A 25,152-nucleotide genomic window follows, 5' to 3' on the forward strand; every position below is an offset into this window, starting at 1 on the left:
GGAGCTGTCATTGCACTAGTTGACAGTGATCTTGTCGACCTCGATCGTCAGGCCCTTGACGAGTGGCGTCGAGGTCCCGGTCGTGACCGACCCGGTGCCCTTCTGCACACCCTTGACGTTCATCGTGTACGTCATCGAGCCGCCGGGTGCGCCCGGGGTGCTCGAGACGCGGTAGTCCTGCGTCGGCGGGCCGGAGATCTGGCTGCCCGCCGTCCCCTCGAAGTTCTCCGCGCCGACGGTCAGGCCGTACGCCGGGCCCGGGTCACCCGGCAGGTTCCCCGGGTCGTAGGCGTAGGTGATGTCCTCGGTGCCGTTGACGCCGATCCACTGCTGGAACACCTTCTGGTTGGCCGTGCCGAACAGGTTGACCCGCCATTCGAGAACGAGCCAGGTGTCCACCCCGTCGGTCAGGGTCGCCGCGTAGACACCCGGAGCGCCCGTTCCGTCGAGGTCGGTCCAGAACGGCGCGAGCACGTTGTTCGGCCGGGTCGGATCGGGCAGGTTCTGCGGGGTGAAGTTGACGTCGTCCGATCCGGCGCTGCCGCCCGCGATCGAGTAGCCGTTGGAGACCACGCCGATCTGCGAGTAGGTCTGGCCGGCGAACACGTACGGCGGCACGTTGAAGTTGATCGCCTGCTCGTCGCCGATCGGCGCCGGTGTGATGCCGAAGGCGTCGAGCGGGATGTAGCCGGACAGCGATCCCGGTGCGATCACCGGCTTGTCCGGCTGGCGAGCCGCCAGCGTCGCCGTCTTGGTGGCGATCTGGGTGCCGACCTTCGTTGCGCCGGTCACGCTGTTCAGCCGCAGCTGCGAGCTCAGCGTGCTGAGCGCGGTCACCTCGGCGGCCTGCAGGCTGTTGTTCTGCACGGTCACCGTGCAGGTCGACTGACCGGTGCTCCGGGCGATCGTGCTCGGGACGCAGTTCTGGTCGATCGGGACGATGCCCTCCTGCCGGTAGAACGCGACCGGCAGATGCAGGGCGCGGTTGCCGCCGACCTGCTTCAGGTTGACCTGGCCGAAGTACTGCCCGTCGGGCAGCTCGGCCGCGGTGATCACGATGGTCAGCTTCTGCGACTTGCCCGGCGCCACCTCGAAGACCGGCGGCAGGACGGCGACGTTGGCGCCGCTCACCGTGGTCCCGCTCGCGGTGAAGCGGAGCTTGGAGTTGGTGACGTTCTTGACCACCCGCTCGGCGGTGATCACGCCGGGCATGGTCGGCGCGTTCACCGACGGCAGGTTCAGGTCGATCCGGTTCAGCGCGTCGGTGGCCGAGGCCGCGTAGTTCGCCGCGGTCTCGTCCAGGGTCAGACCGGGGTCGCCGGCCTTGGTCAGGTCGATCCGGCCGCCGCCGGTGTCGAACGGGTCGGCCGGGGTGACCTTGTCGGACTTCTTCACGGTCGTCTTGGCGGTCGTCTCCAGCGCCGACTTGACCTGGCCCGGCGTCCACGACGGGTGCAGGGCGAAGAGCAGCGCGGCGGCGCCGGCCACGTGCGGCGACGACATCGACGTACCGGCAATCACCTGGTAGAGGTTTCCGGGCGGGCCCTGGGACGGCGCCTCGGTCGTCGGGGTCTGGCCGGCGAGGATGTGCAGACCGGGCGCCGTGACGTCCGGCTTGAGGAAGTCGCCGCCAGGGCCGCGCGACGAGAAGTTCGTGATCACGTCGCCTTGCCAGGTGGCCTTGGTCCCTTGGGTCATCTTGGCCGTCGCATTCGGGTGCGCGGTCAGGAACGCGAGCAGCGCGTCGGCGTCCGGCTTCTCCAGCTGCGCGGCCGGCAGCCAGTGGTTGTCGGTGAAGACGTCGGACGGGAAGGTCGTGTTGTACATCAGCATGCCGACCGCGCCGCCCTGGCGGACGTTGAACCCCTTCATCACGCGACCGGGGGTGAACTGGCAGGCGACGATCTTGCCGGTGAAGACCCCTGCGGCCGCCGGGGTGTTACAGGTCGCGTCGGTGTAGCCGGCGGTGGTTCCGGCCTTCACGACGGGCGTCGGCGTACTGATCCCGCCGGTGACCGAAGCGCCGGAGATGGTGGCGGTCGCGCCGCCGCTGCCGGCCAGCGTGATGGTCGAGCGGAACGTGCGGCTCTGGGTGGACGCAGCGACCGTGGTGACCCACGGGCTGCGGTGGTCGGTGGTGTTCGCGCCCGGCCCGGAGTTACCGGCCGAGGCGGCCACGAACACGCCCGCGGCGTACGCGTCCAGGAAGGCGAGCTCGACCGGGTCGCTGTAGGGGTCGCTGCCGCCGGAGATCGAGAAGTTGATCACCCGGACGCCGTCCAGGATCGCGCGGGCGACCGCCTGCGCGGAGTCGGACGGGAAGCAGCCCTGGGCGCCGCAGACCTTGTAGACCGAGACCGCAGCGGCCGGGGCGATCCCGCGGATCGGGCCGCGGTTGATGCCCAGCGGGTTCGCGTTCGCGACCGGGCCGCCGGCCGAGGTCGTCGACGTGTGCGTGCCGTGGCCGTTGGAGTCGCGGGCCGAGTCGGGGTAGACGTCGCCGCCGATGACCGCGTTGTACGTGTCCAGGAACGGCCGGCCGCCGATCAGCTTCCGGTTGCAGGCGTACGGGTCGTTGGCCGGCGTCAGCGGGTTGTCGCCGAAGTTGCAGACGCGGGGCGTGCCGTCCGCGGTCGGCGGCGGTGCGGGCAGTGTGCCCGGGTCGGCGTACGACGGGTGCTCGGGCCACGAGCCGCTGTCGAGGATGCCGACGATGACGCCCTTACCGGCCGACGACGAGCCGCCCAGCTGGTTGTAGATCGTCGGCGCGCCGATGAAGTCGCCGCTCGAATCGGTGAGCAGCTTCTGCGGGTCGTCCTGCTGGACGGCCGCGACGCCGGGGAGTTTGAGCAGATCGCGAGCCTGGTTGCCGGGCACGCTGAGCGCGATGCCGCCATACACGGTGCGCAGTTTCTGCCCGGCCCGCGCGCTCGGCACCTTCGACTGCAGCGCGGCCAGGAAGTCGTTCTCGACCTCGGTCACGTGCTGCAGGTACTTGGCGGCGTTGGCGCCCTTCGGGTCCAGGCGTTTGCCGGTGACGGCCGGGCTGGTGCCGGGCAGACCCTTGAGCCCGCCGCGGTAGGCCGCGAGCGAGTCGTAGTCGAGTTTGACGACGACCCGGACCTGCTTGGCCGACGTGTTGTTCAGCAGCGCCGGATCGCTCTTGGCGAGTTGCCCGGTCGGCGACTTCGCGCCGTTGACCGTACTGGCGATCTGCAGCTGCGTCGCCGTCCAGCTCCGGGCTCCGGGCGTGGGATCGGCGGCGTTCGCGCCGGTGGGCGACAACGTGGTCGCGACGAGCAGACCGGCAGCTGTAACGGCCGTGGCGGTGCGTAGTTTCGTTCGTCGATGGAGCGGTGACCTCATGCGGTGGCCTCCTGTGAAGGCAGAAGACGCCGTCACCGCAGGGGAAATCCGGGCCTCACCTCAGCGTCGCCCCCCAGGCCGCCGCCGCGGAATCCTGCATCCCGTGACCGAGCCCCCCTCGGATACGGCGTACCGACCGGCACCCCCACGGCACCGGTCTGGGGCCGAGGCTAGTACCGAAATCGGGGGACGGCCAGACCTCGGCGCCCTAGGGCGTGTCTCCTGGTTGCCTGAGGCAGACGTTCGCTTCAGGCAACCAGGGTTGGGATTGCTACGGGATCGCGACGCCGAAGTCGCGGTTGGCGGTGGCGAAGTCCTGGAAGCCGATCCGCGGGCCGGCGCTGCGGGTGACGGTGCCGTTGGCAATCAGGCCGGCCGAGCCGCGCGAGTAGACGGGACCGCCGGAGTCGCCGCCGCGGGCGGACTGCTGGCCGTTCATCTGCTCACCTTCGACGAGGTCCTCGCGGTCGTTGTAGAAGAACAGGACCTTGATGTTGCAGACCGGTCCGCCGACGGCGGCGGCGCTGGTGATCCCGCTCTGGCACAGGTATTGGCCGACGTAGACATGGCCCCAGTAGGGGACGTTCTCGACGAGGCCGCTGTTACCGTCGCCGACGTACAGCTGGAAGTCGACGGCGTTGGTCGGGATCAGCGCGATGTCGTGATCCTGGTGCCGGGCGCCCATGTGGCCGATGTATTCGCCGGTGCCGTCGGCGAACTGCTGACCGGACTGGCCACAGTGGGCGGCGGTGAGGATGTACGGGCGGCCCTGGCCGTCCTTGACGCCGAAGCCGGTGGTGCAGATCGCGCCGGCCGACTGGTTCCACAGCCGGGCGCCGCCGATCCAGGGCGACCAGTCGTCACCGCGCGACGTCGGCTTCAGCGGCTCCTCGGCGACGACACGAATCGGTACGCCGGTGCGCTGTTCGAGCGTTTGATCGAGGGCCGCGGCCGCTCGATGCGTGGGTTGCACGCCGAGGACGAGACCGCTGCCGTCGCCGGGGTTCTTGATCGCGTCGATGCCGTGACCGGGGTGCTGCCGCTGATAGGCCTCGATGGACTGGGCGGCGGCGTCCAGCTCGGCTTTGGAATGGGCAGCGCTCGCGATCCGGATCGGGCCGGTGACGGCGCGCCTGACCTGGGCCGGGGGAGTGCCCTTCCACCAGAGCACGACGGCGTCATCGGTGAGCGTGATCCCGGCGTACCCTTGCAGGCCTGGCTTTTGGGCCACCTTCGCGAGGCGATCGGCGGCCTCGACCAACGGCCGCTGGGCCAGCATCTGCTGGTCGGCGGCGGTGAGCTGGATTGCGGGTGTCCGGGGCGCGGGTTGGGAGGCGGCGGACGGGATGGCGGTGCAGGTGGCCATCAGAGCGACAGCCGTGACGAGTACAGGTGTTCTGCGCATGAGCGAGTCCTCACACTGGGGGCGGTTTGACGCCCACTGTGATCAGCCGATGACAGATCGTCAATACATCGTTGTCATTCGCCTAGGTCTTGACTACTGACACTCTGTATACTTACGGTGTAAGTCGATCATTCACGACTTCCTGGGGGGACCTTGATGAATCGACGGATGCTGACTGCCGCGCTGGTGAGCGTCGCGCTCACGATCGCGGCGCCGGTGGGGGCTTCGGCCGCTCCGGTCGCGGAGCCCGCGGCGGCGGGGACCGATCACACCAAGCTCTACAACGGGCCGGAAGGCACGATGTGGTACCAGGTGCACGTGCCGCCGCAGCAGGCTGCGGGGCGGCCGCTGCCGGTCGTGGTGTCGGTGCACGGCTGCACGATGAGCGGGTACGGGCTGAACAACATGCGGGATCTGACGAACTTCAACCAGGTCGCCGACGAGAAGGGTTTCATCGTCGTCTACCCGACGCAGGACGTGTTCCGCGACGTCACCGGCTGCTGGGGCGGCCTGAAGCCGGAGCACCAGCGCCGCGGGCAGGGCGAGCCGGCGTTGTTCGCCGCGGTGACCAAGAAAGTGGTTGCCGACTACAACGCCGATGCCAAACGGGTGCACATCAACGGCGCTTCGTCGGGGGCCGGGTCGGCGGTCATCATGGGCGTCGCGTACCCGGATCTCTACGCCTCGGTCACCTCGGTGGCCGGCGCGGAGTACGGCGCCAACGAGATCAACCTGAACGACCTGGACGACGTCCGCCCGATCGACACCGCCAAGCGGGCCTGGGGTCACATGGGCCGGCGCGCGCGGCCGGTGCCGACGCTCGTCGTCCAGGGTGATCAGGACACGACCGTCCGGCCGTTCCTCGCGGACCGGCTCGTCACGCACTGGGCGGCCATCGACGACCTGGCCATCGACGACGCCCTCGACGGGGATGTGGACGACGTCGCGGACTCGAACGTCACCGTCACGACGCCGGGCCTGAAGACCTACACCCATCGCAAGTACGTTCCGAGCTCCGGTGGGGCGCCGCTGATCGAGTACGTCGTCGTTCAGGGGCTGGCGCACAAGTGGCCGGGCCCGGGCCGCGGGGGACTGGTTGACAACGAAGGGCCCGACCTGGCCCGCATCATCTGGGACTTCAACGCCACCCGGACCCTGCCCTGATGCCGGGCCCGGGCCTGCGCTGACGCGACAATGCCCTCATGGGCAGTCAGGTCGAACGCAGGATCCGGATGACCCGGGAGACGCGGGGCGCGCAATTGCTGGACGTCGCCGAGGGGCTGTTCGCCGCTCAGGGCTTCGAAGGCACGTCGATGGACGACATTGCGCGCCTCGCCGGCGTCTCCCGGCCGACGGTCTACCACCACTACGCGACCAAGGACGCCGTCTACCTGGCCTGCGTCCGCCGCGCCCGCGCCGAGCTCGAGGACAAGATCCGCGAGCCCGAGCAGCTGATCGAATCCGGCGCCGACGTCGCGGCCGTGATGGAACGCGCCGGCGAAGTCTTCTTTGCCCTCCTCGAACGCGACCCGCAACGCTGGATGGTCCTCTTCAACCCCAGCATCGCCCTCTCCAAAGAGCTCGCCGACCAGCTCACCGAACTCCGCCGCCACACCATCCTCCGCATCGCCGCCATGCTCACCCGCCTCACCACCCCCGACGACCCCCGCACCCTCGCCTTCGCCTACGCAGTCAGCGGCGTCGGCGAACAACTGGGCCGCTGGTGGCTGGCCAACCCCGCCACCCCCCGAGCCCAAGTAGTAACCCTCTTCCGAGACTTCACCACCCCCGCCCTCACCACCCGAGCCGACTGAAGAACTACTGGGCCAGAGCTGTCAGGTGGGTGAGGCGTTGGGTGAGTGCGGCTTCGAGGTCCGGCGGCATCCAGCGGGCGGGCGGCTTTTCGCCGTGGATTACCTGGGCGAAATCGGCGATGACCTGCAGGTGGTTTCTGGTCACGCTCAGGAAGAGGTCCGGGCCGGGCCAGTCGAGTCGGCCTCCGGCGCCGGCGTACGCGTCGAGGATCAGGTCGATCGTGGCAGGGTCGCCGGCGGCGAAGATGTGGGCGACGCGGGCGGCCTCCAGGGCGGCGCTGTCGGTCCGGACGTTGTCCCAGTCGACGAGCAGCGGGCCGGTCGCGGAGTGCACGAGGTTGTGCGGCTTGAAGTCGCCGTGGGTGGTCACCAGATCGGGGATTTCTTCGAGGGCTGCCAGCCGCTCGGCTGCGGCCAGGACGACGGGCAGTGCATGGCTCCAGGGGGCGAGCCAGCGCTCCCAGGCCGCACGCGGCTGATTCGCGCCCAGCCACAGCTCGGGGACGGCGGCGCGCCCGTGCGGCTGCAGCTGGTGGACCTGAGCCATCGTGCGGCCGAGCCAGCGCTCGACGTCTTGCTCGGCGTGCGGCTCGATCCAGCGGTGCACGCGGTGGAACTGGTCGTGGATCAGGGCGATCCAGCCGGTGCGGGAGTCGATCGGCCCGGGCATGTCCACGCCCGCTTCGAGAGCACGGCGTTCGAACGCGATTGCGACCTCGAGCTGGCGGGTGAGCTCGGCGTCCGGCGGGTGGATGTACCGCTTGACGAAGTATGAGCCGGTGCTCGTGTTCAGACGGTAGGCGTCGTTGTCGCCGCGGCGGATGTGGACGGGCGCACCCATCGGCATGCCCAGGTTGAAGACTCGGGTGACCTCATCCATGCCTAGTCCTGGCGGGTGCGGGATTCGTAGTGGCGGCGGGCTTTCATGCGGTTGCCGCAGCTTTGCATGGAGCACCAGCGGGCGGTGTTGGCTTTGCTGCGGTCGAGGAGGAAGAGCTGGCACTCGTCGTTGCCGCAGGGGCGGAGGCGGCCGGGGCGCGCTTGCTGGACGGCGTCCCAGGCGAGGACGGCGCGAGCCGGGATCAGGGTTCGGGGTGGGCCGGTCAGTGTCCACTCGACGCCGTCGGGCGTGAGGGTTGGGGTGGAGCGGATGCCGCGGAGGAAAGGGGTCAGGGCGCTGCTCGGCTGGTCGCCGCGGACGACGTCCTGAAGTGCTGCGCGGACCGCGGTCAGCGGGGCCCGGCCTTCTGGTTCGGTGAGGTCGCCGCGGGTGGACAGCCATTGCTGCCAGGCCGTCGTCGCGGTCAGGTCGTCGCGCTCGCGGCCGGCGACGAGCGGGGTGCTGTTCAGCAGGCCGAGGAGCAGCTCCTCGTCGGTCGTGGTCATTTCTAACCCCCTTGGGTCAGTTGACAGGGTACACGGTCCTGAGGTTTCATTCTAACCATCATAAACGCATTGAGAGGGTTAGAAATGACGGTTCATCACCGGTTCGCCGAGATCGCCGGGCAGCGGTTGTTCTACCGCGAGGCCGGGCCCGCGATTGCTCCGGTCGTCGTCTTGCTGCACGGCTTCCCGACCAGCTCGTTCATGTTCCGGGAGCTGATCCCGCGGCTGGCCGACCGCTACCGGGTGATCGCGCCGGACTTCCTCGGCTTCGGCCTGTCGGACGCGCCGCCCGCCACCGAGTTCGGCTACACGTTCGACGCGCTCGCCGAGCTGACCCGCGACCTGCTCGCCGCGCTGGGCGTCGACCGGTACGCGATCTACGTCCAGGACTACGGCGCCCCGGTCGGCTGGCGGCTCGCGCTCCGCGACCCGGAGGCGATCACCGCGATCATCACCCAGAACGGCAACGGCTACGGCGACGGCTTCGTCGCGGACTTCTGGAAAACCGTCTGGGACTACCACCGCAACCCCGCCGACGAGTCGGCCATCCGCGAGGCGCTGACCCTGGAGACGATCCGCTGGCAGTACGTCGCCGGCGTCCCCGACGAGTCCGTCGTCAGCCCCGACACCTGGCACCACGACTTCGCCAAGGTCTCCCGCCCCGGCAACGACGAGATCCAGCTCGCCCTCTTCCGCGACTACGCGACGAACCCGCCGCTCTACCCGCAACTGCACGACTACCTACGCAGGCACCAGCCCCCGGTCCTGGCCGTCTGGGGCGCGAACGACCCGATCTTCGCCCCCGAAGGCGCCCAAGCCTTCGCCAAAGACGCCACCGACGCCGAGATCCATCTCCTCGACGGCGGCCACTTCCTGCTCGAATCCGAACTCGACGCGGCGACCACCCTGATCCGCGACTTCCTGAGCCGCCGGCTACTCGGCAACTAGGCGCTTCGCGAGGTTCTCGCGTTCGATGCGGCGTTCGCCCCACGCGCCGAGTGGGGCGAGCGCTTCGTTGAGCTCGCGGCCGCTGTCGGTGAGGGAGTACTCGACCTTGGGTGGGACCTCGGGGTAGACCTCGCGGTGGACGAGGCCGTCGGCCTCCATCTGGCGCAGGTGTTCGGTGAGCATGCGCTCGCTGACGCCGGGCAGGCCGCGGCGGAGCTCGGCGAAGCGGCGGGTGCCGTAGTTGTGCAGCTCCCAGAGCAGCAGGCCCTTCCACTTGCCGCTGACAACATCCAGCGCGGCGTCGATACCGCAGATGTACGGTCCGGAGCGGGGTCGCTTGGCCATGAGGTCCTCTCGGGCTGACGAACAAGGTGCGTAACGCAGTAAATAGTGCGTACTTCCCAGCCTAGGCGGCGCTACCGACGATTGACCCATGACTTCGACGACCGTGATCGGGCTCGGCCCGATGGGCCAAGCCATGACGCGCACCCTGCTCGCCGCCGGCCACTCCGTGACGGTCTGGAACCGCACCCCCAGCCGCGCGGACGACGTCGTCGCGGCCGGGGCGGTCCTGGCCGCGACCCCGACCGACGCCCTGGAGGCGAGTGAGCTCATCCTGCTCAGCCTGACCGACTATCAAGCCATGTGGGACATCCTCGGCGCGAGCACCGGCTCTCTCGCCGGGCGAACCGTCGTCAACCTCAGCTCGGACACCCCGGACCAGACCACGAAAGCGGCCGACTGGGCGGCGTCGTACGGGGCGCGGTTCCTGACCGGCGGCCTGATGGTGCCCGCGGTGATGATCGGCACCGACCATGCCTACGCCTACTACAGCGGCGACCCCGAGGCCTTCGAGACCTACCGGACGACGCTCGCCCAGCTCGGCGACCCGCGGTTCCTCGGCGCCGACCCGCAACGCGCCCAGCTCATGTACCAGGCCAACCTCGACGTCTTCCTGGCCACGATGACCGGCCTGGCGCACGCGACCGCGCTCGTCGGCGCCGCGGGCATCCCGGCCCAGGACTTCCTCGCCGAGGTCACCCAGCTGCTCACCGGCTTCCCGGCGATGATTGCCGCCGACGGCGTCGGCGCCCGGATCGACGCCGGCGACCATCGCGACGACGGCGCCAACATTTTGATGCTCAAGGCAACGGCTGACCACATTCGCGGCGCCAGTGAGGCCCTCGGCGTCGATGCCGCGCTGCCTCAAGTGGTCCAGTCGTACTTCCGGCAAGCGATCGACGCCGGTCACGGCGCCGACAGCTGGACGCGAATCGTGGAGCTTTTCCGCCGTCCGTGAACCCGGCAAGCGGCACACTGAGCGACTTCGACCGCCAGTTCGAGAAGGGTGCCGCCCCGTGAGGATTCTTCAGCTATTTCAAGGAATGCAACGATGAAGGGCCGCTGGATCGTCGCGGCCGCGGCAGCTGTCGCGCTGCTCGCCGGCCTTGGTCTGCGACCGGTCGTGGCGCAGGAGACGCCGCCGGACAGCTTCGCGTTCCGCTTGTTCGGCGGCGCGGACGACCCGGCGCGGCTCGCGCAGGTGGAGGTGAACCGCTACCGCGTCTTCCTGCTCAGCCCGTACATGCGCCGGATCGCCGCCGCCGTCAAACGAACCCGTCCCGACGCTTTGGTCTACGTCTACAAGGACGCCAGCTCCACCCGGCGCGATCTCAGTAGACCAGCCAGTGAATGGTGCAACGCGGACGGCGGCACGATCGGCCGCGACTGGGGTGTCGACTACTGCGACACCGCGGCCAACCATCCGGAGTGGTTCCTGACCGTCAAGGGCAACCGCTTCGAGTACGCCGGCTATCGCGCCCACTGGCACACCGACGTCGGCGCGGCCGGCTACAAGGAGCGCTGGACGGCGAACGTGCTCGCCGAACTCCGCGCCAGCACGGTGATCGACGGCATCTTCGTCGACAACCAGCTGACCAAGATCGGCGCGTACACCCCAGGCAGCGTGCCCCCGGACCAGTACGCCGACGATCAGGCCGGCCAAGCGGCGTACCAGCAGTTCATCGACCACGCCGGCCAGGCCCTCGGCGCGGCCGGCTACGGCGTGATGGCAAATATGGCCGACGCCCGGCTCTTCCCCGGCCTCTGGGATCGGTACTCGCGGCACCAGTCGGCCGGGTTCGACGAGTTCTGGACCACTTTCGGCGGCACGGAGTCCGCGCCCGACAACCTCCCGGCGTACGAGCCGTCGGGCTGGCAGGTCCAGCTCGCCGAGGTCGACGCGAACGCCAGGCTCGGCAAACTCGGCGTCTTCAGCGCCCAGACCTCCGGCGGCCGCTGCGTCGAATGCGCCCGCTACGGCTACGCGAGTTTCCTGCTCGCGGACGACGGCACCCAGGCCTTCATGGAGTCGAACGTCGACGCGGTCGTCGGCGACTGGGTCGCCACCCGGGAGATGTACGACTGGGCGCTCGGCGCGCCGACCGGCGTCCGCACCCAGCCGCAACCCAACCTGCACCAGCGCACGTTCGCCCAAGGTCTCGTCCTGGTGAACGCCGATCCGTCCGTCGCGCGGCGCGTCACGCTGCCGATGGCCTACCTCGACGAATCCGGCCACCGGGTCACCGAGGTGGACATCCCCGCGCGCCGGGGCCGGATCCTGCGCACGCCCTAGAATGTCGGCGGGCCGCCGAGGAGCGCGCGGCGGCCGGCATCGGCGTCGGTGAAGAAGTTGGGTCGCTGGACGTCGGTGTCGTAGTAGCGGTGGAAGACCGGTGTCTGGGCGCCGGACAGCGGCGGCACGATCCACGACCAGTCGGCCGGGCACCGCCGTCCGGCCCGCTGCTCGCGTTCGAGGTGGATGAGGAAGCGGCGCGACTCGGTGTGGTGATCGGTGATGCTGACGCCGTTCTGCCGGTAGGAGTGCAGAACGGCGCGGTTGAGCTCGACCAGCGCCCGGTCGCGCCAGAGCGTCGCCTCGTCCGAGGTGTCGAGCCCCATCCGCTTGGCGACCTCGGGGACAACGGCGTACCGGTCGTTGTCGGCGAGGTTGCGGGCGCCGATCTCGGTGCCCATGTACCAGCCGTTGAACGGCGCGGCGGGGTAGGAGACGCCGCCGATCTCGAGCCGGTTGTTGCTGATCACCGGGACGGCGTGCCAGCGCATCCCGAGCTCGGCAAACCACTCCAGCTCCGGATGCTCCAGTGCGACCTCCTGGACGGCGGCCGCGGGCAGCTCGAACAACCGCGGCCCCTCCTCGACGGTCTCCACGACCAGCGGCAGTACGTCGAACGCCCCGGGCTGCTCCGGCGGCCGCCAGCCGCGGCGGACGACCTCGCTGGTGAACGCCCGGTAGCGCGGATCGCCGAGGACATGGCCGTCGGACTGTTCGTACCCGGCGTACCGGATCAGCTGCTCGTTCCAGATCCGCGGCGCCGGCCGGCCCGGCAGCTCAGGAGCGAAAACGCTGATCAGCGGCCGGATCCGCCCGCCGTTGAAGGCGACGCGCAGATGGTCGAAGCAGTGCCCGGCGACCTCGCCCGCGGCCGAGACCGACCGCAGGTCCCGCACCTGCAGGCTCTGCCAGTACAGCCGCCCGATACAGCGCGCGTTGTTGCGCCAGGCGGCGCGGGCGCCGAAGACCAGCTCGGCCGGCGTGTGCCGGTACGTCCCGGAGCGGTCGAGCTCCGCGCGGACGGTGTCCAGGCGCGGGCCTGGCGGACCGGCCTCGGGATGCTCGGCGTGAAAGAGCCGAAGGAAGTCTTCGGCCTCGGCAAACTCCACCGCGGGCCTGGTGGCCGGGGCGGTGCGAATGGGGCAGGTTGCCGGTGAATCATTCATACGGGCGGTCGAACAGCGGGTCGTTCGGACGACGTGTCGGCGGCGTACCGCCCAGCTGGTCGACCTCGTTCGCGAACGAGTCGACGATCGACTGCATCTGCGCATGTGCCGTCTGCGCGTAGGACCGGACCTGCAGGCCGGCGGTGTCCATCGCCTCGGCGACGATCTTGCGCTCGTGGGCACGCGCCTGGCTGATCCGCTCGCGTGCGTCCCGGCTGACGTCCTGGACCATCTCCTCGACCACGAGCTGGGCCTGGCTGAACATCTGCACGATCTGCTCGTTGACGCGGTTGCCGGCCTCCTCCTGCTCGGTCTGGATCGCCTGCAGCTCCGCCCGGCTGCGCTGCAGCTCGGCGAGCAGACGCTCGCTGCGGGCCTGGCTGTCACTCAGCTGCCGCTCGGTGGTCTGGACCTGATCAGCCAGCTGATCGAGGTACTCGTAGACCTCGGTCGGGTCCAGGCCACGCATCCGCCGCCGGAACGCCGCGGCCCGGATCGACTGGGGATTGTGATAGCGCGAAAGGGTCGTCACGTGCGGTCTCCTGACCTGGTAGTGCCGGGCCGGCGGCGTGTTCGCCCGCGGCCGCGTAGTAGAAGTGCTCGTATTTCACGTGCTCGGGTGACATACCGGCCGCGGCCAGCTGCTCCAGCGTGTGCGCGACCATCTGCGGGCCGCCGCACACCATCGCCGTCCGCCCGTAGAGCAGCTGCCGGCCGGCCACCGTGCCGACCTTCCCGCGCGTCCCCGGATAGGAGGGGTCGTCGGACACGACCTCGGTGTACTCGAACCAGGCCCGCTGCTCGGCCAGCTGGCGCAGCCGCGTCCGCTCGTACAGATGCCACGGCATCCGGACGCCGTGCAGCAGATGCACCAGCGGACCGCTACCGGCGCGCTCCCATTCCAGATGAATCTGTTCGAGGACGGCGAGCAACGGTGCGAGCCCGGTACCGCCCGCGACCAGCAGCAGGTCGGTCGGATCACCGGTACGCCGAGTCAGCCGCTCACCGACCGGCGCACCGAGCTTCACGGTGTCACCGACCTTCAGCGAGCGCACCACGGCCGGACTGACCTGACCGCCATCGATCTGCTGGACATGCAGGTCGATCGAGCTGTCCGCCCGCGGAGCGTTCGCCGGGCTGAAGTACCGCCATTGCTTGGGCCGCTGCGGAATCTCCATCGACACCGACTGCCCGGGCCGGAACGAGAACGGACTCCGCGGCCGGACCGTCAGCAGCGTCAGATCCATTGTCCGCCGTTCGGCCGACACGACCTCGGCCTCCCACCAATCAGGTGTGGACTCCGACGACATCTCCGCGGCCTCGACCATGATCCGCGCGACCACCTGGTACGCCGCCGTCCAGTGCGCGGCCAGCTCCTCGTCCCACTCGGCCCCGAGGAAATGCATCAGCGTTGCGCACAAGGATCCGCCGACCGCGTCGTAATGCTCCGCGAGCACGGCGTACTTGCGATGATCGCGGCCCAGATGCTGCAGAAAGGCCGCGTCGTTCTCCAATTGGTCGGCATGGCTCACGATCCGGCCGAGCGCGCCGACGAACTTGTCCCGTTGGTTCGACATCGACAGTGGAAACATCGGCCGCACCTGCGGGTGCGACACGAACAAGTGCGAGTAGAAGTACAGCGGCACCTGCTCACCGTGTTCGGTGACCCGATCCCAACTGCGTTGCAGTGCTTGTGCATCCATCAGGTTGCGGGGCCCTCCCCAACTCGTTCCCCGAGCCGTACCTGCCTTTCGATCTCTCCGACCTACCCGCCCCCCAACACAGCGAAACCGGATCAACGGAACTCAATGGTCTAGAAATTTCAACTAGCCAAAACCCCTTGTTTCTCAGCGAAACGCTTGTTCTCCGCTGTTACCGGCGGGTCGGCGGCGTAGGCTGCGACCATGGCGGGCGGGCTGGTGGGGCGGCGGGCGGATCGGGCGCGGTTGGGCCAGGTGGTGACGGGGGTGCGGGCCGGGGCCGGGCAGGTGCTGATCGTGCACGGCGAGGCGGGGATCGGGAAGACGGCGTTACTGGACGAGGCGGCCGGGGCGGCGGAGGGCTGCCAGGTGGCGCGGGCGGCCGGGGTCGAATCCGAGATGGAGCTGGCGTTCGCCGGTCTGCACCAGTTGTGCGCGCCGTACCTGGCGCTGGCCGAGCAGTTGCCGCAGCCGCAGCGGGTGGCGCTGAAGGTTGCCTTTGGCATCGAGTTCGGCGGGCCGCCGGATCGGTTCCTGGTCGGGGCCGCGGTGCTGACGTTGTTGTCGGCGGTCGCGGACCGGACGCCGCTGTTGTGTCTGATCGACGACGCGCAGTGGCTCGACCAGGCGTCGGCCCAGACGCTGACCTTCGTCGGGCGGCGGTTGCTCGCCGATCGGATCGGGCTGGTGTTCGCCGTCCGGGAGCCGGTGATCGGGCCGGAGTGGCGCGGCTTCCCGCAGCTGGCGGTGCGCGGCCTGAACGACCGGGATGCGGGCGCCCTGCTGGACGCCGTCTTCCCCGGCCGGCTCGACGAGCGGGTGCGGGACCGGATCGTCTCGGAGACCGGCGGTAATCCGCTGGCGCTGATCGAGTTGCCACGCGGGCGCTCGGCCGGTGAGCTGGCGGGCGGGTTCGAGCGGCCGGACGCCCGGCCGGTGACGAGTCAGCTCGAGCAGAACTTCGTCCGCCGGGTCCGGGAGCTGCCGGCGCCGACGCAGCTCGCGCTGCTCGTCGCGGCCACCGAGCCGGTGGGTGACGTCGCGCTGTTGCTGCGGGCGCTCGCTTCGCTCGGCGTGCCGGTCGAGGCGATGGAGCCGGCCGAGTCGGCCGGGCTGATCAGTGTGGACGCGCTGGTCCGGTTCCGGCATCCGATGGTCCGGTCGGCATCGATTCGCGCCGCCGATCCGGCTGAGCGGCGGCGCGCGCACCAGACGCTCGCGGGGTCGATCGACCGCCGCCAGAATCCGGACCGCCGGGCCTGGCACCTGGCGCACGCTGCCGTCGGTCCGGACGAGGAGGTCGCGGCCGAGCTGGTCGCCTCCGCCGACCGGGCCCAGCGCCGCGGTGGCGTCGCCGCGGCCGCGGCCTTCCTGCGGCGCGCGACCGAGCTGACTCCGGTGCCCGCCGATCGCGCCGTCCGCGCGCTGGGTGCGGCCGGCGCCACGCTGAAGGCCGGTGACTTCGAGACTGCTCTGCGGCTGCTGGCGACCGCACACGAGGGCTCGACCGACGAGCTGCACCTGGCGCGCGTCGATCTGCTGCGAGGTCAGGTCGCTTTCCAGTCCGGTCACAGCACCGAGGCCCCGGCGCTGCTGCTCGACGTAGCGCGCCGCCTGGAGCCGCTGGATCTCGATCTGGCCCGCGACACCTACCTCGACGTCATCGCGGCCGCCCAGTTCGCGGGCCGGCTGGGCGGCCCGGTCGGCGTCGCCGAGATGTCGCGCGCGGCCCGCGCCGCGCCGCCCGCTCAGGTCACCCGCAAGCGGGATCTGGTCCTCGACGCGATCTCACTGCTCTTCACCGACGGCTACCCGGCGGGCGTCGAGCCCGCGCGGCGGGCGTTGCGCGCCTTCATCGAGCGGTCCGGGCCGCCCGATCAGGACGAGATCCGCTGGTTGTGGATGGCGTGTCTGCTCGCCGTCGATCTGTGGGACGACGAGAGCTGGGACTTGCTGACCGAGCGCTACGCCCAGATCGCCCGCGACCTGGGCGACCTGAACGAGCTGCCCCTGGTGCTGCACCACCGCGTGATGGTCGGCCTGTTCGCCGGTGATCTCGCCGCCGCGGCCGCGCTGCTCGCCGAGATCCGGACGATCGACGACGCGACCCGCGCTGGGTTGTCGCCGTACGGGCAGCTCTGCCTGGCGGCCCTGCGCGGCGATCCGGGCGAGGCCGGTCCGTTCATCGCCAAAGCCCGCGACGAGTCGATGGCGCGCGGCGAGGGCGGCGGCGCGACCACGGCCCATTTCGCGAATGCGCTGCTGCTGAACGGGCTCGCGCGGTACGACGAAGCGCTGGTCGCCGCGCGCGAAGCGACGGCGTACCCGGTCGAGCTCGGCGTGGCGAACTGGGCGCTGCCCGAGCTGATCGAATCCGCCGCCCTGAGCGGGGAGCGTGAGCTCGCCGCCGAAGGTCTCGACCGCCTGGCCAGGATGGCCCGCGCCTGCGGGACGGACTGGGCGCTCGGCCTGCTCGCCCGCTCCACGGGCCTGCTGGCGACGACCGCGGCCGAGGCCGAGTCGGCGTACCAGGAGGCGATCCAGCTGCTGAGCCGGACGCGGATGCGGATGGATCTGGCCCGCGCCCAGCTCCTGTACGGCGAATGGCTGCGCCGCGCCGGCCGTCGGCAAGACGCCCGGGTGCAGCTCCGGACGGCGTACAAACTCTTCGCCGAGGCGGGTGCGGAAGCCTTCGCCGACCGCGCCGGCCGCGAGCTCGTGGCCACCGGCGAAACGGTCGGCCGCCGGGCCGGTCGGGCCACCGACGCGCTCACTCCCCAAGAGGCGCATATCGCCGAGCTCGCCGGGGCAGGTCTCACCAACGCCGAGATCGGCGCCCAGATGTTCCTCAGCCAGCACACCGTCGATTGGCACCTCCGCAAGGTCTTCGCCAAGCTCGGCATCACCTCGCGCAAACAACTCCGCCCCTAGCGGTGTCACACGACGCGGCGCTGTCCGGTCGGCCGAAGTGAGCCGATGAAAGGACAAGGCCATGACAGAAGTAGTACTGGTACACGGCGCCTGGGCCGACGCGTCGAGCTGGAGCGGCGTCGTGCAGCCGCTGCGGGACGACGGTTTCACCGTCCGTGCGATCGCGAATCCGCTGCGTTCGCTGTCGGGTGATGCGGCCGCTGTGCGCGCCTTCCTCGCGACGCTCGCAGGCCCGATCGTGCTGGCCGGACACTCGTACGGCGGCGCCGTGATCACCAACGCCGCCACGGGGCTGCCGAATGTCGAGGCGCTCGTGTACGTGAACGCGTTCGCCCCGGACGCCGGGCAGGCCGCCACTCAGCTGGCCGGGCCGGAGTCCGCGCTGTCGGTCGATCCGACGACGATCTTCGACTTCGTCCCGGCGGCGCTGCCGCCGACGCGGGAGACCGAGCTCTACCTGAAACCGGAGACGGTCTTCGAGTCGTTCGCGACCGGGCTGGACGACGACGGCAAGGCGCTGGTCGCTGCGACCCAGCGGGCCGCCACGCTCGGCGCGCTCAACGAGCCGTCGGGGGAGCCGGCCTGGCGGACGATCCCGTCCTGGTACCTGGTCGGCACCGAGGACCGGATCATCCCGCCCGACGCCCAGCAGGCGATGGCGAAGTACGCCGGCGCCGAGGTCACCGAGTACGCCGCCGGGCACGTCGGCCTGATCACGCATCCGGGCGACGTCGTCCAGATCATCCGGAGGGCGGCCGCGGGCCGCTGATCCGAACGGCCGGCTGGCCTTGGTCAGCCGGCCAGTTCGAGGGTGAGGCGACGGCGCGCGCGGCAGACGAGCTGGCGGGAGTTGGCCAGTTCGATGTCCAGGGTGGCGGCGATCTGCTCGTAGGAGCAGTCGTGGACCTCACGCAGCAGGTAGGCGGTGCGTTCGGCGCGGCTCAGGCTGGCGAGCATCACGAGCAGGACCTGCTCGGCGGCCTGGTGGTTCTCGGCGCGGGTCGCCGGGTCGGCGGCGGTGTCGAGGATTTCGACGCTGCCGAAGTCCATCGGGACTTCGTGCCGGCGGCGGCCGGACTGGGCGACGTTGAGCGCGATCCGGGTCGTCGTGGTGACCAGCAGCGCCTGCGGGTTGCGGATGGCGGTCCGGTCGGTGCGCTGCCAGCGCAGCCAGGTCTCCTGGACGACGTCCTCGGCCTCGCTCGCTCCGGACAGGATCCGGTGCGCGATGCGGACCAGCCGCGGCCGCAGCCGGACAAAGACCTCGACCGCCTCGGTGACGTCGTCCATGAGCTCTTCCTCCTCGCATCGGCCCCGCAGTCTCAGACTGCGCGGCCGGGCGGGGTGAGCGCGCCGCGTGAAACGCGTGGTTGCGGCAACTACGTGGCCACGCGGGGCACGTGGCCGGCCGGTGGCGTCGCGCTGTGTGCCCGGACGATCGCAAGAACCTCGGCAGCGGTCCGGTCCAGATGGGTGCGGCCGTCGGGTAGCGTCGCGGTCGGGCTGATGTAGCTGCGCGGGCCGACATGCGTCGCCGGTTCGAGCCCGATGACCGTGACCTTCGCGGCGCGGGCGGCGCGATTCCACCCGCTCCGCCGAAACAGCGACCAACGCTGCGGGAACAGCCAGGTGCCGAGCCGCTCGATCCGGTCGTACGCGCTGGTGAGCTGGTAGACATGATCGGCGTACCGCAGGTCGTTGGCCCCGTTGTGGAAGGCTCCGAGCATCACGACGACCACCGGCGCGCCGAGCTGTTGATGCACCTCGTCGACGGCGCCGGTCGCTACCTGGGCCCCGCCGCTGTAGCTGAGCAGAACGACGGGGATCGCGCTTCCGGCCGCGTAGCCGGCCAGGCGGAGCTGGACGACGATCTGGTTGCCGACGGCCCGGTTGTACAGCGGGCGGTATCGGTGGTCGGCGGCAACGAACGTTTGCATGACGTTGTGCAGGAACAGCAGCAGCCCGGCCCGGCGCCGCAGCCACGACCAGACCGGACGGTCGGCGAGCGGATCCGCGAGCGGCGAGTAGGGCTGCACCTGGCCGAGGACCCGCAGCTCGGGTCCGCCGGCGAGCACGGCTTGGACGAGCTGACCGCCGTCCCGGGTGTCGCGGAAGCGGCGCTTGCCGATGCCGTCCAGATAGACCACGTACGCCGCGGGCGGCCGGTCCGGTGCCGCTCCGCGGGCGTAGGGGAGACCCTCGGGCAGCTCGGTGGTCGCCCGCCGCCAACCGACGCTGTACGCCAGCAGCTCGTAGCGAGCGAGTAGCCCTTCGACGATCAGCACCAGGCCGACCAGGCCCAGCCACAACAGGTACCCGGTCATGCGGTCTGCTCCACTACACCGATCGAGAGCCCCTTGGCGACCAACCGGCGCACGATGTCGACGGCCAGGGCGAGGAGGACTGCTGTGAGGGCCAGAATGCCGGCGGCGGCCCACCAGTTCACACCGGTCGCGGCCGCGAGCGGACCGGCAAGTGTCGCGCCGACTGCGGTGAGCAGCGCGAAATGCAGCAGCGGGCCGAGCCATGGAAAGGCGAGCACTCCGGCGAGCACGAGCGGTGCGACCAGGCCCGGCGTCCAGGCGAAGCTGCCGCCGCCGTCGGCGAGCAGCTCGGCCACACTACGGGCGAAGCGCGGCCAGAGCGTGATCACAGTCGCTTCGACGAGCCCGCCGGTCAGCAGCAACCCGGCGACCACCGGCTTCGACATCCCGGGGCGGCGAGCGACCAACGGCAACACCCGGCCCGCGGACTCGGACAGGCCGGCGATCAGGATCAGTACGGCGACCATTGACATCAGCTGGTCCGGCCCAGATAGCGCTCCAGCTCGTCGGCAGCGCGGCGGAAGCCGCCGGGCTCGCGTTCGGCGAGCTGCAGCGCGGCCGCCGCGGTGTGGAACGCGGGATCGTGCAGCAGCCGGCGGCCGTGATCGCGGACGACGCCCTCGCTGACCTCCGCAGGCGTGATCGACAACCCGGCGCCGAGCTGGACGACGCGGCTCGCAACCAACGGCTGATCGGCCCCCTGCGGTACGACGAGCATCGGGACGCCGGCGTACATGGCCTCGTTGGCGCTGTTCATCCCGCCGTGCGTGACGAACAGCGCGGCGCGGGTCAGGATGTCCGGCTGCGGAACGGAGCTGCGGACGACGACGTTCGCCGGCACCGGGCCCAGCGCGGCCGGATCGGTCTGACCGGTCGCGACGATCACCGTGCCGCCCAGCGGCGCGAGTGCGGTGGCGAAGGTCCGGAGTACGGCGGGGTCGGCCTTGAAGACCGTGCCGAGCGAGACGTACAGCACCGGGTTGCGCAACCGATCGAACGGGAAGGTCGGGTCCATCGGCCGGGAGCCGATACTCGGGCCGACGAACCGGTACGAGTCGTCGAACGTCCCCGGCTGGAACATACTCGACGTGTAGACGAGGTTGAGCGGCTGCCGAAGGTTGCCCAGGTCAACCAAGGGCAACCCGCGGACGCCGTACCGGCGGCGCAACTGAGTGCGGGCCCGGAGATAGCCGATCACGTTGCCCGGCCGGGACGCCGCCTCCCGGAGCAGCGGACGGGAGAGCCTGGTCGGGCTCAGCGCCTCCCGGTTGAAGGCGAAGGTGGTGAACGAGGAGACGGCCGGGATCCCGAGCACCTTGGCGGCCACGGCGCCCCACAGACAGGCCGAGTCGTGCACGATCAGATCCGGCCGGGCCGCGCGCAGGTCGCCGAGCAGCTCGGGCAGGACGACGACCGCCGTCCGGGCCAGGCCGTCGATCAGCGTGACCGGCGTCGGCGGGTCCGGGAGCGGTTGCTCGCCCCCGGCGTACAGGAACACCTTGGCCCCGGCCGCCTCGACGTCCGGCGCGAACCGCGCGGACGTGTGGTAGGTGACGGTGTGACCGCGCCGGACCAGCTCGGCGACGATCGGCAGGGTCGGGTTCACCCGGCCGTGCATGGCGATGTTGAGGAACGCGATCGTGCTCATGGCCGGACCCCTGTCTCGTGTGCCGCGCCCCGGTACAGGCCGGGGCCTTCGATGTGCAGCCGGTCCAGGAAGCGCCCGGCCGTGCCGGCGGCGGTGTCGATCAGCCGCCGGGAGTGCCCGAAGTCCCAGGGCGCGGGCCAGGTGTCGATCCCGGTCGGCAGGACGACGACCGGCAGCCGCCGCGCGACGTCGGCCAGATCGCCCTCGATCTGGTGGTGGACCTGGAGCACCGCGGCCCGGGACGCGATCGCGCCGGCCCGCCGTGGTGTTGCCGGCGGCAACGGTCCGCTCGCGGGGCCGGTCGACAGCACCAGCACGCTCGCGGCGCCGGCCAGCTCGGCGGCGCGGACCGGGACGTACGCGATCATGCCGCCGTCCACGAGCGTCCGCCCGTCCTGGATCACCGGCGGCAGCGCGCCGGGGATGGCCGAGCTGGCCAGTAACGCCGTCGCCAGGTCGCCCCGGTCGAGGCGCACCTCCGCGCCGTCGGTCAGATCCATCGCGACCGCGGTGAACGGGATCGGCAGCTGTTCGATCCGCTCCGGCAGGTCGGCGTGTGCGATCAGGCGCCGGAGCCCGCGATCGGAGAACAGGCTCGCCCGGGAGGCCAGGAAGCCGAACGGGTAGACCTCGCGCCGGCTCAGGTTGGTCCAGACCTCCTCCAGCCAAGGGGCCGCGGACTCCGGGTGCGCGGCCGCGATCGCGCCGGTGAGCGCGCCGACCGACGTACCGACGATCAGGTCCGGGACGAACCCGGTGCGCTCCAGCGCATGCCCGACCCCGACATGCGCCGCCCCCAGCACCCCGCCGCCGCCCAGCGCCACCGCCACCGGCCGCGGCAACTCCGCCAACCCCATCGCGACTCCCTCCAGGAACGGGTCCTCACTCGATGGACCACGCTCGGCCGCGCTTTGTGACATCGGCCGCACGACGTCACAAATCGGCCCCGGACGGGGTCTTGAAGGTGTCGGCTGGCGTGAGAGAGGACCGCGCTGATGCACCGCTCGTTGAAGGACCGGGTGTTCCCCGATCACTGGTCGCTGCTGTTCGGGCAGATCGCGTTCTACAGCTTCGTGGTGGTGATGATCACCGGCGTGATCCTGATGATTCCGTACGCCCCGTCCCTCGAGCACGTCGTGTACGACGGGCCGTACGTGCCGCTGCGCGGGGTGACGATGTCGCGGGCGCTGGATTCGACGCTGGAGATCAGCTTCGAAATGCGCGGCGGTCTGCTGATTCGCCAGATGCACCACTGGGGCACGCTGCTGATGGTGGCCGCGATCATGTTGCACCTGTTGCGGCTGTTCTTCACCGGCGGCTTCCGTCGCCCGCGCCGGCTGAGCTGGCTGGTCGTGTTCGGCCTGTTCACCGCCATGCTGGGCGCCGCCCTGACCGGTACGTCGCTGCCCGACGACATGCTGTCGGGGACGAGCCTCGCGGTCATCGACGGCGTCGTGAAGTCCATCCCGTTCATCGGCGCGGACATCTCGGCGCTGCTCTTCGCCGGGCAGTTCCCGGGCGACGTGCTGAAGCTGTTCTACCCACTGCACGTCTACGTGCTGCCCGTCGTCCTGGTGCTGTTGTTCGCGGTCGCCGGCTTCCTTGCGCTCAAGCACCGGCCCGCGCAGTTCCCCGGGCCCGGGCGGACGAACGACAACATCGTCGGCCGGCCGCTGAAGATCGCCGTCGTGAAAGCGGCCGGGCTGTTCTGCTTCGTCGTCGGCCTCGCGTTCCTGATGGGCGCCACCGCCACGATCAACCCGATCTGGATGTACGGCCCGGCCGACGCCGCCAACGCCTCGGCGGGGATCGGCCCGGCCTGGTACCTCGCGTTCCTGGACGGCGCGCTGCGGCTCGCCCCCGGCTGGGAGGTCGTCTGGTTCGGGCGCACGCTCACACTCGCGATCCTGGTCCCGGTGCTGGTCTGCACGGTCTTCCTCGGCCTGGTCTCGGTCTACCCGTTCATCGAGGGCTGGATCATCGGCGACCGCGCGGACCACAACCTGTTGGAACGTCCGCGCAACAACCCGCTCCGGACCGGTATCGGCGTCGCCGGCATCGTCTTCTACGGCGTCCTGTGGGCAGCTGCGGCGGCCGACACGATGGCCCTGATGTTCCACCTCTCGGTCAATGCGCTGATCCACTTCTTCCAGGCGCTGCTGATCATCGGGCCACCGCTCGCCCTCTACATCACCCGCCGGATCTGCCTCGGCCTCCAGAGCGCCGACGTCGAGCTCGCCACGCACGGGATGGAGACGGGCCGCGTCGTCCGGCTACCGAGCGGTGAATACGTCGAGGACCATCGCGCTCTCGACCCCTACCGCCGCTGGAGCCTCGGCGCTCCCACCCGGCCCCAGAGCGAACCTGCACCTCGGACTCTCCGCAGCCGCCTGGCCAACCTCTTCGAACAGGACCAGCACACCTAAACTGCGGTCGTGTCCATCGCCTTGCAGATGTGGTCGTTGCACGCACGGGCCCAGCAGGACCTGCTGGGCACCCTCGACCACGTGGCCGCCCTCGGCTTCACCGCCGTCGAGCTGTACGACCTCTACGGCCACCCGCCGAGCGCAGTCCGCGCCCACCTGGACAACCTCGGCCTCGAACTCTGCAGCGCGCACGCGCCCTTCCCCCACGGCCCCGAAGCCACCGCCATCCTCGACCGCTATGCCGAACTCGGCGCGGACACCCTGATCTGGAGCCTCGAACCTGACGAGTTCAGCACGCCGGACGACGTCCGCCGCGGAGCCGCCCGGATCAACGAAGCCGTCGCCAACGCCGCGCCGTACAACCTCCGGATCGGCTACCACAACCACTTCGCCGAGTTCCGCAACACCTTCGACGACCGCCCGGCGTACGACCTCCTCCTCGCCGAGCTGCACCCCGCCGTCGTCCTCGAACTCGACACCTACTGGGCCAAGACCGGCGGCGCCGACCCCGCCGCCCTAGCCACCGCCCTCGGCCCCCGCCTGGAATACCTGCACCTCAAAGACGGCCCAGCCCAAGGTATGAACGACTACCTCGTCCCTTACGGCGAAGGCGTCCTCGACCTCCCCGCCGTCATCCACGCCAACCCATCCGTTCGCTGGCATATCGTCGAGCTCGACCGCTCGCAGCACGAGCTCGACGCGCTACTCCGTGAGTGCCGTGCCTACCTGGTTAGGCGACTCGGCGAGCGATGACCACGGTGTTGCTGAGATAGACCTGGCCGTTCCAGTCCTCGCAGGTGATCAGGACGAGGCGACCAGGCACCGTCTGGTCCAGGATGCGTTCCGCGTTCCGCGCGAAGGACTGCTTGCGGTACGTCGTGACGCCGGCGACTCGATAGCCGAGGCGGCCCTGCGCGGTGGTCACGCCGATCACGTCGCCGGGCCGCAACTGGCCGAGCTCGTCGAAGGCGCCGCCACCGCTGTGCACGGTGTGACCGGTGACGACCGCCGAGCCGACGCGTGCGCCCGGCTGGGCGCCGCCGGACCACCAGCCGAGTTTCCGGGGATTGGACGGCGGGACCAGGGTTCCGCGCTCGGCGGTGATTCCGACCACCGCGGCGTCGATCAGTAACCGCGGCACGGACAGCCGGACCGGTCTGCCGGGTTTCGCGGCAAGTCTCGGGGACGGCGTCGCCCGGGCCGGGGCGCTCGCGACGGTGCGCGGCGGGACCGGCGCCGTGGGTGAGTCGGCGACGATCGGTCGAGGGCTGGGCGCGGTGGCGTCGGCCGGGTGATCGAACTGGAGGTAGGCGCCGGTCAGCGCCAACGCCAACCCGGCCAGGACGATCGACCCACCCCACCGAAGTGGGGCGGGCCGACCGCGGCGCCGGGCTCTTGTCACG

The 25,152-nt window shown here is 70.4% G+C and carries 23 protein-coding genes; 9 read left to right on the top strand and 14 right to left on the bottom strand.

The features are described 5' to 3' along the window. Positions 1 to 15: 15 nt before the first annotated feature. Together HPO96_RS38990 and HPO96_RS09045 are read right to left on the bottom strand one after the other, a co-directional pair. Positions 16 to 3,366, bottom strand: coding sequence for a S8 family serine peptidase (locus tag HPO96_RS38990; protein WP_171672882.1), 3,351 nt, complete (start codon positions 3,364 to 3,366; stop codon positions 16 to 18). Positions 3,367 to 3,637: 271 nt separating this feature from the next. After that, positions 3,638 to 4,771, bottom strand: a complete 1,134-nt coding sequence (locus tag HPO96_RS09045; protein WP_171672884.1) for a chymotrypsin family serine protease — start codon at positions 4,769 to 4,771, stop codon at positions 3,638 to 3,640. 156 nt (positions 4,772 to 4,927) lie between these two features. Here HPO96_RS09045 and HPO96_RS09050 point away from each other — a divergent pair, with 156 nt between their 5' ends. Both HPO96_RS09050 and HPO96_RS09055 read left to right on the top strand, forming a co-directional pair. Further along, positions 4,928 to 5,935: an extracellular catalytic domain type 1 short-chain-length polyhydroxyalkanoate depolymerase gene (locus HPO96_RS09050; protein WP_171672885.1), complete on the top strand. Its 1,008-nt coding sequence runs from the start codon at positions 4,928 to 4,930 to the stop codon at positions 5,933 to 5,935. A gap of 38 nt (positions 5,936 to 5,973) precedes the next feature. Then, positions 5,974 to 6,585, top strand: coding sequence for a TetR/AcrR family transcriptional regulator (locus HPO96_RS09055; protein ID WP_171672887.1), 612 nt, complete (start codon positions 5,974 to 5,976; stop codon positions 6,583 to 6,585). A gap of 4 nt (positions 6,586 to 6,589) precedes the next feature. Here the strand turns inward: HPO96_RS09055 and HPO96_RS09060 are convergent, their stop codons facing one another. Together HPO96_RS09060 and HPO96_RS09065 are read right to left on the bottom strand one after the other, a co-directional pair. Further along, positions 6,590 to 7,465: an aminoglycoside phosphotransferase family protein gene (locus HPO96_RS09060; protein ID WP_171672888.1), complete on the bottom strand. Its 876-nt coding sequence runs from the start codon at positions 7,463 to 7,465 to the stop codon at positions 6,590 to 6,592. Positions 7,466 to 7,467: 2 nt separating this feature from the next. Then, positions 7,468 to 7,971 (bottom strand): CGNR zinc finger domain-containing protein, encoded by a 504-nt coding sequence (locus HPO96_RS09065; protein WP_171672890.1) that lies wholly within the window; start codon positions 7,969 to 7,971, stop codon positions 7,468 to 7,470. A gap of 84 nt (positions 7,972 to 8,055) precedes the next feature. Here HPO96_RS09065 and HPO96_RS09070 point away from each other — a divergent pair, with 84 nt between their 5' ends. Continuing rightward, positions 8,056 to 8,919 carry an alpha/beta fold hydrolase gene (locus tag HPO96_RS09070; protein WP_171672892.1) on the top strand — a complete coding sequence of 288 codons (864 nt, stop codon included), beginning with the start codon at positions 8,056 to 8,058 and terminating at the stop codon, positions 8,917 to 8,919. Here HPO96_RS09070 and HPO96_RS09075 read toward each other — a convergent pair. Then, on the bottom strand, positions 8,905 to 9,264 hold the full coding sequence (locus HPO96_RS09075; RefSeq protein WP_171672893.1) for a winged helix-turn-helix transcriptional regulator: 360 nt from the start codon (positions 9,262 to 9,264) through the stop codon (positions 8,905 to 8,907). The genes HPO96_RS09070 and HPO96_RS09075 overlap by 15 nt on opposite strands. An 88-nt stretch (positions 9,265 to 9,352) precedes the next feature. Here HPO96_RS09075 and HPO96_RS09080 point away from each other — a divergent pair, with 88 nt between their 5' ends. Both HPO96_RS09080 and HPO96_RS09085 read left to right on the top strand, forming a co-directional pair. Beyond that, entirely contained in the window at positions 9,353 to 10,219 is an 867-nt protein-coding gene (locus tag HPO96_RS09080; RefSeq protein WP_171672895.1) for an NAD(P)-dependent oxidoreductase, read from the top strand. A gap of 93 nt (positions 10,220 to 10,312) precedes the next feature. Then, on the top strand, positions 10,313 to 11,554 hold the full coding sequence (locus tag HPO96_RS09085) for a putative glycoside hydrolase (RefSeq protein ID WP_171672897.1): 1,242 nt from the start codon (positions 10,313 to 10,315) through the stop codon (positions 11,552 to 11,554). Here HPO96_RS09085 and HPO96_RS09090 read toward each other — a convergent pair. Genes HPO96_RS09090 through HPO96_RS09100 form a run of 3 tightly spaced genes read right to left on the bottom strand, consistent with a single transcriptional unit; the run spans position 11,551 to position 14,423 of the window. After that, a complete protein-coding gene (locus HPO96_RS09090; RefSeq protein WP_337796562.1) occupies positions 11,551 to 12,663 on the bottom strand; it encodes a nitric oxide synthase oxygenase in 1,113 nt (370 codons plus the stop codon). The genes HPO96_RS09085 and HPO96_RS09090 overlap by 4 nt on opposite strands. 49 nt (positions 12,664 to 12,712) lie before the next feature. Then, positions 12,713 to 13,189 carry a DivIVA domain-containing protein gene (locus HPO96_RS09095; RefSeq protein WP_171672900.1) on the bottom strand — a complete coding sequence of 159 codons (477 nt, stop codon included), beginning with the start codon at positions 13,187 to 13,189 and terminating at the stop codon, positions 12,713 to 12,715. Further along, the gene (locus HPO96_RS09100) at positions 13,137 to 14,423 is read right to left on the bottom strand and encodes a globin domain-containing protein (protein ID WP_171672901.1); all 1,287 of its coding nucleotides are present in this window, start codon (positions 14,421 to 14,423) and stop codon (positions 13,137 to 13,139) included. Before HPO96_RS09100 ends, HPO96_RS09095 begins: the two co-directional genes overlap by 53 nt. Positions 14,424 to 14,624: 201 nt before the next feature. Here HPO96_RS09100 and HPO96_RS09105 point away from each other — a divergent pair, with 201 nt between their 5' ends. Both HPO96_RS09105 and HPO96_RS09110 read left to right on the top strand, forming a co-directional pair. Beyond that, positions 14,625 to 17,351 carry an ATP-binding protein gene (locus HPO96_RS09105; RefSeq protein WP_171672903.1) on the top strand — a complete coding sequence of 909 codons (2,727 nt, stop codon included), beginning with the start codon at positions 14,625 to 14,627 and terminating at the stop codon, positions 17,349 to 17,351. Between the two features lie 61 nt (positions 17,352 to 17,412). Next, positions 17,413 to 18,120, top strand: a complete 708-nt coding sequence (locus HPO96_RS09110; protein ID WP_171672905.1) for an alpha/beta fold hydrolase — start codon at positions 17,413 to 17,415, stop codon at positions 18,118 to 18,120. A gap of 23 nt (positions 18,121 to 18,143) precedes the next feature. Here the strand turns inward: HPO96_RS09110 and HPO96_RS09115 are convergent, their stop codons facing one another. The 5 genes from HPO96_RS09115 to HPO96_RS09135 all read right to left on the bottom strand — a co-directional run bounded on the left by HPO96_RS09115 (position 18,144) and on the right by HPO96_RS09135 (position 22,180). Continuing rightward, entirely contained in the window at positions 18,144 to 18,641 is a 498-nt protein-coding gene (locus tag HPO96_RS09115) for a sigma-70 family RNA polymerase sigma factor (RefSeq protein ID WP_171672907.1), read from the bottom strand. 89 nt (positions 18,642 to 18,730) lie between these two features. Further along, a complete protein-coding gene (locus HPO96_RS09120; protein WP_171672908.1) occupies positions 18,731 to 19,675 on the bottom strand; it encodes a hypothetical protein in 945 nt (314 codons plus the stop codon). After that, positions 19,672 to 20,148, bottom strand: coding sequence for a hypothetical protein (locus HPO96_RS09125; protein WP_202885766.1), 477 nt, complete (start codon positions 20,146 to 20,148; stop codon positions 19,672 to 19,674). Before HPO96_RS09125 ends, HPO96_RS09120 begins: the two co-directional genes overlap by 4 nt. After that, positions 20,148 to 21,323, bottom strand: coding sequence for a macrolide family glycosyltransferase (locus HPO96_RS09130; protein ID WP_171672910.1), 1,176 nt, complete (start codon positions 21,321 to 21,323; stop codon positions 20,148 to 20,150). The genes HPO96_RS09125 and HPO96_RS09130 overlap by 1 nt, the downstream gene beginning before the upstream one ends. Continuing rightward, the gene (locus tag HPO96_RS09135; protein WP_202885767.1) at positions 21,320 to 22,180 is read right to left on the bottom strand and encodes a patatin-like phospholipase family protein; all 861 of its coding nucleotides are present in this window, start codon (positions 22,178 to 22,180) and stop codon (positions 21,320 to 21,322) included. Before HPO96_RS09135 ends, HPO96_RS09130 begins: the two co-directional genes overlap by 4 nt. Before the next feature lie 138 nt (positions 22,181 to 22,318). On the opposite strand from HPO96_RS09135, the gene qcrB reads away from it, so the two are divergent. Both qcrB and HPO96_RS09145 read left to right on the top strand, forming a co-directional pair. Next, positions 22,319 to 23,749, top strand: coding sequence for a cytochrome bc1 complex cytochrome b subunit (gene qcrB, locus HPO96_RS09140; protein ID WP_171672913.1), 1,431 nt, complete (start codon positions 22,319 to 22,321; stop codon positions 23,747 to 23,749). A gap of 9 nt (positions 23,750 to 23,758) precedes the next feature. After that, the gene (locus HPO96_RS09145) at positions 23,759 to 24,502 is read left to right on the top strand and encodes a TIM barrel protein (protein ID WP_202885768.1); all 744 of its coding nucleotides are present in this window, start codon (positions 23,759 to 23,761) and stop codon (positions 24,500 to 24,502) included. Here HPO96_RS09145 and HPO96_RS09150 read toward each other — a convergent pair. Further along, complete coding sequence (locus HPO96_RS09150) at positions 24,480 to 25,151, bottom strand: class F sortase (RefSeq protein ID WP_337796563.1); 672 nt, start codon at positions 25,149 to 25,151, stop codon at positions 24,480 to 24,482. The genes HPO96_RS09145 and HPO96_RS09150 overlap by 23 nt on opposite strands. Position 25,152 lies beyond the last annotated feature (1 nt).

Origin of the sequence: Kribbella sandramycini (assembly GCF_013131805.1) — a bacterium.
GTDB classification, from domain to species: Bacteria; Actinomycetota; Actinomycetes; order Propionibacteriales; family Kribbellaceae; genus Kribbella; species Kribbella sandramycini.

What these genes read in the sequence shown, in the direction of transcription:
- HPO96_RS38990 (WP_171672882.1), bottom strand. Translation starts at nt 3,366, where the DNA reads ATGAGGTCACCGCTCCATCGACGAACGAAACTACGCACCGCCACGGCC.
- HPO96_RS09045 (WP_171672884.1), bottom strand. Translation starts at nt 4,771, where the DNA reads ATGCGCAGAACACCTGTACTCGTCACGGCTGTCGCTCTGATGGCCACC.
- HPO96_RS09050 (WP_171672885.1), top strand. Translation starts at nt 4,928, where the DNA reads ATGAATCGACGGATGCTGACTGCCGCGCTGGTGAGCGTCGCGCTCACG.
- HPO96_RS09055 (WP_171672887.1), top strand. Translation starts at nt 5,974, where the DNA reads ATGGGCAGTCAGGTCGAACGCAGGATCCGGATGACCCGGGAGACGCGG.
- HPO96_RS09060 (WP_171672888.1), bottom strand. Translation starts at nt 7,465, where the DNA reads ATGGATGAGGTCACCCGAGTCTTCAACCTGGGCATGCCGATGGGTGCG.
- HPO96_RS09065 (WP_171672890.1), bottom strand. Translation starts at nt 7,971, where the DNA reads ATGACCACGACCGACGAGGAGCTGCTCCTCGGCCTGCTGAACAGCACC.
- HPO96_RS09070 (WP_171672892.1), top strand. Translation starts at nt 8,056, where the DNA reads ATGACGGTTCATCACCGGTTCGCCGAGATCGCCGGGCAGCGGTTGTTC.
- HPO96_RS09075 (WP_171672893.1), bottom strand. Translation starts at nt 9,264, where the DNA reads ATGGCCAAGCGACCCCGCTCCGGACCGTACATCTGCGGTATCGACGCC.
- HPO96_RS09080 (WP_171672895.1), top strand. Translation starts at nt 9,353, where the DNA reads ATGACTTCGACGACCGTGATCGGGCTCGGCCCGATGGGCCAAGCCATG.
- HPO96_RS09085 (WP_171672897.1), top strand. Translation starts at nt 10,313, where the DNA reads ATGAAGGGCCGCTGGATCGTCGCGGCCGCGGCAGCTGTCGCGCTGCTC.
- HPO96_RS09095 (WP_171672900.1), bottom strand. Translation starts at nt 13,189, where the DNA reads ATGCGTGGCCTGGACCCGACCGAGGTCTACGAGTACCTCGATCAGCTG.
- HPO96_RS09100 (WP_171672901.1), bottom strand. Translation starts at nt 14,423, where the DNA reads ATGGATGCACAAGCACTGCAACGCAGTTGGGATCGGGTCACCGAACAC.
- HPO96_RS09105 (WP_171672903.1), top strand. Translation starts at nt 14,625, where the DNA reads ATGGCGGGCGGGCTGGTGGGGCGGCGGGCGGATCGGGCGCGGTTGGGC.
- HPO96_RS09110 (WP_171672905.1), top strand. Translation starts at nt 17,413, where the DNA reads ATGACAGAAGTAGTACTGGTACACGGCGCCTGGGCCGACGCGTCGAGC.
- HPO96_RS09115 (WP_171672907.1), bottom strand. Translation starts at nt 18,641, where the DNA reads ATGGACGACGTCACCGAGGCGGTCGAGGTCTTTGTCCGGCTGCGGCCG.
- HPO96_RS09120 (WP_171672908.1), bottom strand. Translation starts at nt 19,675, where the DNA reads ATGACCGGGTACCTGTTGTGGCTGGGCCTGGTCGGCCTGGTGCTGATC.
- HPO96_RS09125 (WP_202885766.1), bottom strand. Translation starts at nt 20,148, where the DNA reads ATGTCAATGGTCGCCGTACTGATCCTGATCGCCGGCCTGTCCGAGTCC.
- HPO96_RS09130 (WP_171672910.1), bottom strand. Translation starts at nt 21,323, where the DNA reads ATGAGCACGATCGCGTTCCTCAACATCGCCATGCACGGCCGGGTGAAC.
- HPO96_RS09135 (WP_202885767.1), bottom strand. Translation starts at nt 22,180, where the DNA reads ATGGGGTTGGCGGAGTTGCCGCGGCCGGTGGCGGTGGCGCTGGGCGGC.
- qcrB (WP_171672913.1), top strand. Translation starts at nt 22,319, where the DNA reads ATGCACCGCTCGTTGAAGGACCGGGTGTTCCCCGATCACTGGTCGCTG.